Source organism: Streptomyces viridosporus (genome assembly GCF_002078235.1).
Classification (GTDB): Bacteria; Actinomycetota; Actinomycetes; order Streptomycetales; family Streptomycetaceae; genus Streptomyces; species Streptomyces viridosporus.
Window position 1 is genome coordinate 1 of record NZ_MSGP01000167.1, and the last position, 10,373, is coordinate 10,373.

A 10,373-nucleotide genomic window follows, 5' to 3' on the forward strand; every position below is an offset into this window, starting at 1 on the left:
GGACCTGCCGGCCCGGCCGGCGGGCGCCTCCCGTCCGGTACCGGTCGCCGCACCGGCGGCCGGCGCTCCGGCGGACGTGACCGGCGCGCACCGGAAGGACGGCTCCGTTGTCTGAGACCACCGGGGCCCCCGCCGCCCTGGACATGCTGTCCTGGTCCTGCCCGGCGCCCCTGCGTGACCGGCCGCGCGTGGTGATGGGCCACGGCGGCGGGGGCGTCCTGTCCGGCGAACTCCTCGAGCAGATCGTCCTTCCGGCGCTCGGCGGGCCGGCTCCGGCCGCGCTGACCGACTCCGCCGTGGTCGAGCTCGACGGCGCGCGGCTCGCCTTCTCCACCGACTCCTTCGTGGTCCGGCCGCTGTTCTTCCCCGGCGGCAGCATCGGTGACCTCGCGGTCAACGGTACGGTCAACGACCTCGCGATGAGCGGGGCGCGTGCGGCGTACCTCTCGTGCGGCCTGATCCTGGAGGAGGGCGTCGAGATCGACACCGTCGCCCGGGTGGCCGAGGCGCTCGGCGCCGCGGCCCGTACCGCCGGGGTACGGGTGGTGACGGGCGACACCAAGGTCGTGGAGGCGGGACACGGCGACGGCGTCTATGTCAACACGTCGGGCATCGGCGTGGTCCCCGCCGGGGTCGACCTGCGCCCGCAGCGGGTGGTCCCCGGCGACGCCGTCCTGGTCAGCGGCGCCATCGGCGTGCACGGCGTGGCCATCATGAGCGAGCGGGAGAACCTGCGGTTCGACGTCGAGGTCGAGAGCGACTGCGCGCCGCTCGGCGGGCTCGTCGAGGCGATGCTGTCGGCCTGCGCGGATCTGCACGTGCTGCGCGACCCGACCCGCGGGGGCCTGGCCGCCTCGCTCAACGAGATCGCCGCGGCCTCGGGCTGCGGGGTCGTCGTGCGGGAGCGCGCCGTCCCCGTCCCCCCGCCGGTGGCGAGCGCCTGCGCGATGCTGGGCCTGGACCCGATGTACGTGGCCAACGAGGGCAAACTCGTCGCCTTCGTGCCCCGGGAGCACGCCGACGCGGTTCTGGCCGCGATGCGGGCGCACCCCCTGGGCTCCGGGGCCGCGGTCATCGGCGAGGTGGTGGCGGACCACCCGGGCATGGTCGTCGCGCGGACCGGGCTCGGGGGCACGCGGGTGGTGGACATGCCGATGGGGGAACAACTCCCGCGCATCTGCTGACCCGGCGCCGGCGTCCCCCTGCGGTCCGCCGTGCCGTCGGCCGTCCACGCGAGGAACGATTCGACCGTACTGATCCACTCACTTCTGTGATCGAAAGCGATGGGGTATGGCACTTGCGCGAAGGCCCGGTGTCACGACGGCGGCCGAGACCGACCGCTCCACGGAGACCGGCGCTTCTCCGGTCAATTCGCACAACGAGTGGGATCCGCTGGAGGAGGTCGTCGTCGGGCGCCTGGAGGGCGCGACGATTCCGTCGAACCATCCCGTGGTCACCTGCAACATTCCCCGGTGGGCGGCGCGCGTGCAGGGGCGCGCCGCCGGCCTGAGGTATCCGCGGGTCCTGGTCGAGCGGGCGCAGCGGGAACTCGATCGGTTCATCGCCCTGCTGCAGGCACTCGACATCACGGTCAGGCGTCCCGACGCGGTCGACCACCGACGGCGCTTCGGCACTCCGGACTGGTCGTCACGCGGATTCTGCAACAGCTGTCCGCGGGACAGCATGCTCGTCGTCGGCGACGAGATCATCGAGACGCCGATGGCCTGGCCGTGCCGGTATTTCGAAACACATTCCTACCGCACGATCCTCAAGGACTACTTCCGGCGCGGCGCGCGCTGGACGGCGGCACCGAAGCCGCAGCTCACCGACGACCTGTTCGATGCGGATTTCAGCGTGCCCGCGGCGGGTGAGCCCGTGCGCCGCATCCTCACCGAGTTCGAGCCGGTGTTCGACGCGGCGGATTTCGTGCGCGCCGGACGCGACCTGTTCGTCACGCGGAGCAACGTCACCAACGGCATGGGCATCGACTGGGTGCGCCGCCATCTCGGCCCCGGATACCGCGTCCACGAGATCGAGAGCCGGTGCCGCACGCCGATGCACATCGACACGACGTTCGTCCCGCTCGCACCCGGCAAGGCGCTGGTCAATCCCGAATACGTCGACGTCGACCGCCTGCCCGACGTACTGGGTTCCTGGGACATCCTGATCGCCCCCGAGCCGGAGCCGACCGACGACCGCCTGCTCAAAGCCACCTCCCTGTGCGGCAAGTGGCTCAGCATGAACGTGCTCATGGTCGACGAGAAACGGGTGATCGCGGAACGGCACCACACCGGCATGCTGCGCGCGCTCGAGCGGTGGGGATTCGAACCGATCCCGTGCGACCTGCTGCACTACGCGGCGTTCGGCGGCTCGTTCCACTGCGCGACGCTCGACGTCCGACGCCGCGGCACGCTCGAATCCTATTTCGACTGACCGGCCGGCCGGGCCGATCGGGCCGGGACCGGCAGCCGACCCGTACGCCCCCTGGAACCTCCGGAACTCCGCCGGGTGTCCCGGCACCGCCCGTCACACCACGGGTGCAACGCCCTTGACGGGCGGTCATACGGCAACGTCCGGCGGCGGCTTGCGATCGGCCGAGACCTCTTCGGCCGATCGGGTGAAACATTCGACCGTCCGGCCGAAAGGCGGTCCGGACAAGGAGAGGGCGCCGGAGCGGCAGGGCTAGTTTCCGTGGGGTTGGTTACATGCCTCCGGCCGCAGGTCCGGGGGCGCAGGGCGTTGGCAGCGGCTCGTCGGCCGTGTCGAACTGTTGGTTGAGCGCTGCGGATCGAGGAAATTGATGGCGACACACACCGAACCGGTGGCTCCCGCTCCGGCGGCTGAACGTCACACCAGGGGACAAGTGATCATCTCCTGGCTGACGACGACGGACCACAAGAAGATCGGGCATCTTTACCTGATCACGTCGTTCGCCTTCTTCCTGATCGGCGGAGTGCTGGCGATGGCGATCCGGGCGGAGCTGGCCCGCCCGGGTCTGCAGCTGCTGTCCAACGAGCAGTACAACCAGTCGTTCACCATGCACGGCGCGATCATGCTGCTGCTGTTCGCCACCCCGACGTTCACCGGCTTCGCCAACGCGATCATGCCGCTGCAGATCGGCGCCCCGGACGTGGCCTTCCCTCGGCTGAACATGTTCTCGTACTGGCTGTTCCTTCTCGGCGGTCTGATCGTCATCTCCGCCTTCCTCACTCCCGAGGGCGCGGCCGACTTCGGCTGGACGGCCTACACACCGCTGAGCGAGGAGGCTCGCAGCCCCCAGCTCGGGGCCGACCTGTGGATCATGGGGCTGGCGCTCGCCGGCTTCGGCACCATCCTGGGCTCGGTCAACTTCATCACCACCATCATCTGCATGCGCGCCCCCGGCATGACGATGTTCCGCATGCCGATCTTCACCTGGAACGTCCTGCTCACCTCGGTGCTGGTCCTGCTCGCCTTCCCCGTCCTGGCCGCCGCCCTGCTCGTGCTGGAGGCCGACCGCCGTTTCGGCTCCCAGGTCTTCAACGCCGCGAACGGCGGGGCCATCCTGTGGCAGCACCTGTTCTGGTTCTTCGGGCACCCCGAGGTCTACATCCTCGCCGTGCCCTTCTTCGGCGTCATCAGCGAGATCATCCCCGTCTTCTCCCGCAAGCCCATCTTCGGTTACATGGGTCTGATCGGCGCCACCATCGCCATCACCGGCCTGTCCGTGACCGTATGGGCCCACCACATGTTCGCCACCGGTGCCGTCCTGCTGCCGTTCTTCTCCTTCATGAGCTTCCTGATCGCCGTCCCGACCGGCGTGAAGTTCTTCAACTGGATCGGCACCATGTGGAAGGGCTCGCTGTCCTTCGAGCCCCCGATGCTGTGGGCGCTCGGCTTCCTGGTCACCTTCCTGTTCGGCGGTCTGACCGGCGTCATCCTGGCCTCGCCCCCCTTGGACTGGCACGTCACCGACAGCTACTTCGTCGTTGCCCACTTCCACTACGTGGTCTTCGGCACCGTGGTGTTCGCCATGTTCGGAGGATTCAGCTTCTGGTGGCCGAAGATGACGGGCACCATGCTCGACGAACGCCTGGAGAAGATCCACTTCTGGACGCTGTTCGTCGGCTTCCACACCACCTTCCTGGTGCAGCACTGGCTCGGCGCCGAGGGCATGCCGCGGCGCTACGCCGACTATCTGGCCGCCGACGGGTTCACCGCCCTCAACACCACCTCCTCCATCGGCGCGTTCCTGCTCGGCCTGTCGACGCTGCCCTTCCTGTACAACGTGTGGAAGACCGCGCAGAAGGGCGAGAAGGTCGAGGTCGACGACCCGTGGGGCTACGGACGTTCCCTGGAGTGGGCGACCTCCTGCCCGCCGCCGCGGCACAACTTCGTCACGCTGCCCCGCATCCGCTCCGAGTCCCCCGCCTTCGACCTCCACCACCCCGCCCTGGCCCAGTTGGACGAGAGGGAGAACACCCGCAAACGCGACGTGATCGACGCCGCCGGGCACGAGAGCGACAGATCGTGATCAGAGGCCGGGGTCCTCGTCCGGGGACCGGCCAGGTCTCGGCGCTCGTCGCGGAGGTGGAGGGTCACCTCATGGCGCAGGCCCACCTCGACGAGGCGCGCCGCGAGGCCGAGGAACTGTGCGCCGGACTGCCGTGGCTGACGTCGGCCCAGGCCGAGGACCTCATGGACCGCTACATGCAACGGCGGCTCGACTTCACCCGCCGCATGCTGCGGAGCACGGTCGAACGCGCCGCGCAGCTGCGGCAGGAGTACGAGGCCCGGTACGCCGTACTCCGGCGTGACCTGCTCAGGCGCCATGCCGTCTGCGCCTGCGCCCTCCTCCTCTGCGCCGGTGCACTGAGCTCCCTCACGAGCCTGCTCGTCCGCTGACCCCGTGCGGAGGCGGCGTCGTCAGGAGCCGGCGATCCGGGCCAGGACGCGGGTCACCTCCCGGCGCATCGCGTCCCAGGCCGACGGCGGGAGGATGCCGAGGTCCGTGTCCTCCAGTGCGTGCAGCACCTGCTCGGGCCCGGTACGGCAGGGCGCGGTCCCGCTGGTGACCTCGTAGCCGTCACGGACGGCGACATCGAGGTGGTGCCGTCCGTCGTTCCCGGCGTGGACGGCGGTGGCGACGACGAGCGGCGGCGGGCCGCCCGTCTCGCCGGCCTCCTTGTGGTAACCGCTCGTCACGGGGTCGTGCCAGTGCAGACCGAGCAGCAGGTGACGCTTCGACACCACTTCGGCCAGGTCGGTCTCGTAGGTTCCGTCCCGGTCCAGCACGGTCGCTCGCGCCTTCAGCACCAGGGCCGCGGGAAGCAGGCAGCGCAGCGTGCTGCCCACGATGTTGCCACCGACCGTGGCCGTACGCCGCACGGCGCCGGTGCCCACGGTGGAGGCCGCACGACGCAGCACCTCCGGCAGGCGGTCGTCCATCCGGTGCAGCAGGACGGCCGCGCCCAGCGCCTCGCGTTCGATCACGTTGGCCTCCGGAAGACGGCGCAGGGACATCGCCTGGTCGGGGAAGCCGTCCCGCTGCCAGAGGGCCCACACGAGGGTGGCTCCGCCGACGGGCACCGCTCCCTCGGCCAGGCACTGCTGTGCTTCGGGCAGGGAGGTGGGCAGACGCAACAGCACGGCGGTCGACCTGCTTTCCTTGGCATCGGCGGCGGGACACGGCAGTTCGCGGGGTGCTCGAAGACACTGAATTGTCCGTACGGCCGCGGGGGCGCGTCCAGGGCTCACACATGCACCGCATGCGCCCGTCGGAGTGCGCGGGACCTTGCGTCCGGCCGGTCGCGTGCTCCATGGTTGACGCGCGTCACATGGCTCGTCACCCAGCTGAACCACACGTCTCGAAACCGGAGATCGCATGTTCGGACGCGCTGTACGATTCATCCTCTCTATTGTCATGCTCATGACTGCAGCAGTCGTGGGAACGGTCGCCACCGCGGGGACCGCGCACGCCGACGGCTGCTACACCTGGACCCGCACCCTGTCCCAGGGCGCCTCGGGCGCCGATGTCACCCAGCTCCAGATCCGGCTCGGCGGCTACCCGGGCTACGGCTCCGTGCTGGCCGTCGACGGCAGCTTCGGGCCGGCCACCGCGGCCGCCCTCAAGCGCTTCCAGTCGGCGTACGGCCTGACCGCGGACGGCGTGGCGGGCCCGAACACCTACAGCAAGCTGTACGCCCTCCAGGACGACGACTGCACGCCGATCCACTTCTCCTACAGCGAGCTGAACTCCTGCAACTCCACCTGGTCGGGCGGCGCGGTCAGCGCCTCGACCGCCAAGGCCAACGCGCTGCGGACGATGTGGAAGCTGGAGGCCCTGCGGCACGCGCTCGGCGACCAGCCCATCCGGGTCACCAGCGGCTTCCGTTCCCACGCCTGCAACGACGCCGTGGGCGGCGCGAGCGGCAGCCGTCATCTGTACGGCGACGCGGCCGACCTGGGCGCCGGACCGCACTCCCTGTGCACCCTGGCCAAGCAGGCCCGCCACCACGGCTTCCGCGGCATCCTCGGTCCGGGCTACCCGGGTCACAACGATCACACCCACGTCGACCACCGCGGCAGCCAGTACTGGTCCGCGCCGACCTGCGGCGTCTGAGCCCGCGTCAGCCGCGCGGGGTTTCCCGGCCGGGTTCCGGGGAACCCCGCACGCCGTCATGCCGCGCCACGCCGGCGGCGGCCGGTGCGCGGCCGTGACGGGGCCCGTCCGCCGGCACGGGTGCCTGCCGCCCTCGGCGGGCAGGCGCCCGTGCGCACGTCAGATACCGAATTCCGCCGGTGAGAGGCCGAGGGCCGCGCAGGCCTCGCGGACGGCGTACTGCTCGGACGCCTCGAAACTGCCGTCGGCACCGGCGACGACGATGCCGGTCTGAACGACGGCCCGGGCCTCGACCGGCTTCTTCGCCGCCTTGGCGATGTCCTCCAGCGCCCGCGCCCTGCCCCGCTCGAAGTCGGCCGTGAGCCGGTCCACATGCTCGTTGAACAGCTTGCGGAGCTGGTCGGGCGGGAAGTTCTGCAGCACCTCGTTGGTGACGATCAGCTCCTCCACGCGCCGGCGCTCCGACGGCTCCACGCGTCCGTCCGCCGCGGCCACCAGCGCGCACATCGCCATGGCGGCGTCCCGGTAGGCGCCGCTCTTGAGCTCGGTCTTGGCCGAGGCGAGCTGCGACTTCAGCAGCCCGACCAGCTGGGCCCTGGAGCCGCCGGAGGACGAGCCGCGGCCACGCCCGCCGCTCTGGGCCTGCTGGAGTGTCCTGGCCTGGTCCTTGAGCCGGTCCCACATCGCCACTGGTGCCACCTCGGCTTCTGTTGCTGTCCGTCGTCCGGGTCTGGGGGTCGGTCCCGGATCTTTGCGGTCCGTCCGATCAACGGACGCGGCCGCGGGCCGGTTCCCGCACGGGAAATTTTTCACCACTCCGAATGACCGGATCACGGTACGAAAATTTCGAAATTCCGCACCACGAGAACCGATCTTGGAACCAGATGTTCCGGAAAGACCCTCGAAGCCCATTACCGCCATGACCATGTGACCTGGTGTCATGGGCTCGCCGCTGGCGGAGCACCGACGGACCCCGTCCACCCATCGGTTCACTCGAGGAGCATCCATCCCACCGGCACGTACAAGGGCACCGTCACCACCGGGAACCACTTCGACGCGCGGGCGCGCGCCGGGATGCCGCTGGGCGGCTTCAGCTACTACATGATCCTCGCGACCGGGGGCTACCGGAGCAGAGGGAACTCCGACATCACCGTCAGCGCCCGATCCCCCGCGCCGGACGGCCGTCCCCGGGCGGTCCGGGTCCGCACGCCCGGGGAACGCCGTCGGACGCCGGTCACCGGGGTACTGCCGTCCCGGCACGGCCGCTGGCCGTACCGGCCCCGGTGGCGCGGCGTTCGTACCGGAGCGCCACTCCCGTCGCGACGGCGCCGAGGCCCTCCCAGACCCCGACGCCGATGAACGCCTCCGGTGCCCTTCCGCCGATCACCGCGGCCGTGAACACGGCGCACGTCAGCAGCCTGAAGGGCACCGTCCAGCGGAAGAAGGCCCGCCAGTCGGCGAGCGCCGCCAGTACGTAGTACACGCCCATGTTGAGCGCCGCCATGGACGACGCCGTCACGAAGGCCGACGTGTGGTCGCCGCTCCCCCGCCCGCCGGGGACCGCGAGGCCGAGCAGCGACAGCTGCGCGGCCGGCGAGACGAGACCCACCGCGCCGAGTGCGGCGGCGAGCAGGCCGAAGACGGCTATGGTCCAGCCCGAGGCTGAGCGGGGGTATCGCACGCGGTGATCGTAGCGAGGGCCCAGGTGACCGCAAGTCCCTTGATGGAAGCGGCCGTTGTTCAGCCCACCGTCCACTTCTGGTTCGCGCCGCCCGTGCAGGTCCAGATCTGCAGGCGGGTGGCGTTGGCCGAGCTGTTGCCGGTCACGTCCAGGCATTTGTCGGCCCGGGGGTTGACGATGTCACGCGCTCCGGTGACGGTCCACTTCTGGTTGGGGCCGCCGGTGCAGTCCCACAGCTGGACGGGCGTGCCGTCCGCGGTGCCGTTGCCGGTGACGTCCAGGCACTTGCCGAGCGCACGGAGCGTGCCGTCGGACCCGACGGTCCACCGCTGGGCGGCGGTGCCGTTGCAGTCGTAGAGCTGTACGGGTGTGCCGTTGGCGGGATCGGCGCCGGCGACGTCGACGCACTTGCCGGCCAGGCCCCGGATCGCGGTGCCCGGGACCGTGTCGCCCGTGGTCACCGACACGTGGTCCACCACGAGTTGCTGGGGGAAGACGGTGGAGCCGTCCGGGTCACCGGGCCAGTAGCCGCCCACCGCCAGGTTCAGGATCAGGAAGAACGGCTTGTTGAACACCCAGCTCCGGCCGCCCAGGTCGGCGGGGGTGCGCCGCTGGTAGACGTTGCCGTCCACGGACCAGGTGATCGAATCCGGTGCCCAGTCGACGGCGAAGGTGTGGAAGTCGTCCGCGAAGGCCCGGCCGCCCGGGAGCGAGTAGGCCGCGCCGATGCCGCCGGCACCGGAGTAGCCGGGGCCGTGGATCGTGCCGTGCACCGTGGACGGTTCGAAGCCGACGTTCTCCATGATGTCGATCTCGCCCGAGGCGGGCCAGTCGACCGGTGTGCCCAGCATCCAGAACGCGGGCCACATGCCCTGTCCGCGCGGGATCTTCATCCGCGCCTCGACGTGCCCGTACTGTGCGGTGAACCGGCCGGCGGTGTTGAGCCGGGCCGAGGTGTACTGGCAGGTGCCGTACCAGCACTGGTAGTTGGCCGGGTTCTCCTTGCGGGCGGTGATCACCAGGTGGCCCCGGCCGTCCAGGGCGGCGTTCCTGTTGCCGGAGGTGTAGTACTGCCGCTCGTGGTTGTTGACGTTGTCTCCGGTCTCGACCTGCCACTTCGAGGAGTCGACCGCGGCGCCGGCGGGCCCGTCGAAGGTGTCGGAGAACGTCACGGCCGCCGCGGCGGTGGCGTCCGCCGGTTCCGCCTGCGCGGTGCCGACGGCGCCGGAGGCGACCAGCGCGGCGGACAGGGCGGCGACCAGCCATCTGCGGAGCGTGCGCGGAGAGGACATGGCTCTCCCTTCCGTACGGCGCGGCCCGTGGGCGCGGGTGCGCCGACCGAGGTGGTGGGGGGTAAGGTGTCGCCCCTTGATTTAAGAAGTGAGGTAAGGGGGCGTCAATACCCTGGTACGGACCAGGGATCCGCGGCACGCTTCTTCCCCCGGGTTCTCCGGACGCTCTCTCAGGCCGTGCTGTCCCAGGAGGTCCGGTGCGCGCACCCGGGGTCGTGTTCGGTCGCGCACGACGTCCACCAGCGTTCGCAGCACGCGGCCTCCACCTCGGCCCGGGCGAGCGCCGCGACCGCCGCGTCGCGCCACGCCGCCCGGCGGCCCTCCCGTTCCCGCAGGACGGCGACGGCGCGCCGTTCTTCGGCGATGACGGTTTCGCGGACGATCCCCATGACCGGGGCGAGGGCGGCGACGGCCATGGCGAGGGTGGTCCAGGCCGGGACGGCGCCCCAGGTCCGAACGGTGCAGAAGGAGAGCCAGAGGGCGACGGCGACGTAGAGGACGGTGAGCGTGCGGCTGCCTCTGCTCATGGCGGTTCTCCTTCTCGGTCCCGCGGATCGTGCCGACCGGTCTGCCGCCGCATCCCGTCGACTTCGCCTGGACTCCTGATGCCCTCGATGAACGCCGCCATGACTCCGAAGGGCAACACACCGCCGGCGTGACCGCGACGGTCGCTCCGGAGTTGCGGTCGCTCGGTCGGTCCCGCGCTCCGGGCCACTGGACATCATCCGGAGAGCGACGTCCGCCCCCGCGGCGAGCGCTTCGGGACCGGTGGGGGCGGCGGTGCGGTCCCGCCCGCCCG

General features: G+C 70.8%; 10 protein-coding genes and 1 pseudogene. 6 read left to right on the plus strand and 5 right to left on the minus strand.

The window, feature by feature from the left end; translation table 11 throughout:
- The first annotated feature begins 107 nt into the window (after window positions 1–107).
- From hypE to B7L92_RS13040, 4 genes are all read left to right on the plus strand, one after another.
- Window positions 108–1,184: a hydrogenase expression/formation protein HypE gene (gene hypE / locus B7L92_RS13025; protein ID WP_081237576.1), complete on the plus strand. Its 1,077-nt coding sequence runs from the start codon at window positions 108–110 to the stop codon at window positions 1,182–1,184.
- Window positions 1,185–1,290: 106 nt separating this feature from the next.
- The gene (locus B7L92_RS13030; RefSeq protein ID WP_081237577.1) at window positions 1,291–2,433 is read left to right on the plus strand and encodes an amidinotransferase; all 1,143 of its coding nucleotides are present in this window, start codon (window positions 1,291–1,293) and stop codon (window positions 2,431–2,433) included.
- A gap of 367 nt (window positions 2,434–2,800) precedes the next feature.
- A complete protein-coding gene (gene ctaD, locus B7L92_RS13035; RefSeq protein ID WP_255310922.1) occupies window positions 2,801–4,513 on the plus strand; it encodes an aa3-type cytochrome oxidase subunit I in 1,713 nt (570 codons plus the stop codon).
- 71 nt (window positions 4,514–4,584) lie between these two features.
- Window positions 4,585–4,884: a hypothetical protein gene (locus B7L92_RS13040; RefSeq protein WP_255310923.1), complete on the plus strand. Its 300-nt coding sequence runs from the start codon at window positions 4,585–4,587 to the stop codon at window positions 4,882–4,884.
- Window positions 4,885–4,905: 21 nt separating this feature from the next.
- Here B7L92_RS13040 and B7L92_RS13045 read toward each other — a convergent pair whose 3' ends face one another.
- Window positions 4,906–5,628, minus strand: a complete 723-nt coding sequence (locus tag B7L92_RS13045) for an FAD binding domain-containing protein (protein WP_081237580.1) — start codon at window positions 5,626–5,628, stop codon at window positions 4,906–4,908.
- Window positions 5,629–5,863: 235 nt separating this feature from the next.
- Here B7L92_RS13045 and B7L92_RS13050 point away from each other — a divergent pair, with 235 nt between their 5' ends.
- Window positions 5,864–6,601, plus strand: a complete 738-nt coding sequence (locus B7L92_RS13050; protein WP_081237581.1) for a D-Ala-D-Ala carboxypeptidase family metallohydrolase — start codon at window positions 5,864–5,866, stop codon at window positions 6,599–6,601.
- A gap of 159 nt (window positions 6,602–6,760) precedes the next feature.
- On the opposite strand, the gene B7L92_RS13055 is transcribed toward B7L92_RS13050, so the two are convergent.
- On the minus strand, window positions 6,761–7,291 hold the full coding sequence (locus B7L92_RS13055; protein ID WP_081237582.1) for a tellurite resistance TerB family protein: 531 nt from the start codon (window positions 7,289–7,291) through the stop codon (window positions 6,761–6,763).
- A gap of 237 nt (window positions 7,292–7,528) precedes the next feature.
- Here B7L92_RS13055 and B7L92_RS43885 point away from each other — a divergent pair.
- Window positions 7,529–7,741 (plus strand): annotated as a pseudogene (locus B7L92_RS43885) (glycoside hydrolase family 11 protein); the annotation flags it as partial.
- 94 nt (window positions 7,742–7,835) lie between these two features.
- Here B7L92_RS43885 and B7L92_RS13060 read toward each other — a convergent pair.
- The 3 genes from B7L92_RS13060 to B7L92_RS13070 all read right to left on the minus strand — a co-directional run bounded on the left by B7L92_RS13060 (window position 7,836) and on the right by B7L92_RS13070 (window position 10,101).
- Window positions 7,836–8,282, minus strand: coding sequence for a hypothetical protein (locus B7L92_RS13060; protein ID WP_081237583.1), 447 nt, complete (start codon window positions 8,280–8,282; stop codon window positions 7,836–7,838).
- A 59-nt stretch (window positions 8,283–8,341) separates the two neighbouring features.
- Window positions 8,342–9,574 (minus strand): RICIN domain-containing protein, encoded by a 1,233-nt coding sequence (locus tag B7L92_RS13065; protein WP_081237584.1) that lies wholly within the window; start codon window positions 9,572–9,574, stop codon window positions 8,342–8,344.
- A gap of 170 nt (window positions 9,575–9,744) precedes the next feature.
- Window positions 9,745–10,101, minus strand: coding sequence for a hypothetical protein (locus tag B7L92_RS13070; protein ID WP_081237585.1), 357 nt, complete (start codon window positions 10,099–10,101; stop codon window positions 9,745–9,747).
- Window positions 10,102–10,373: the final 272 nt, after the last annotated feature.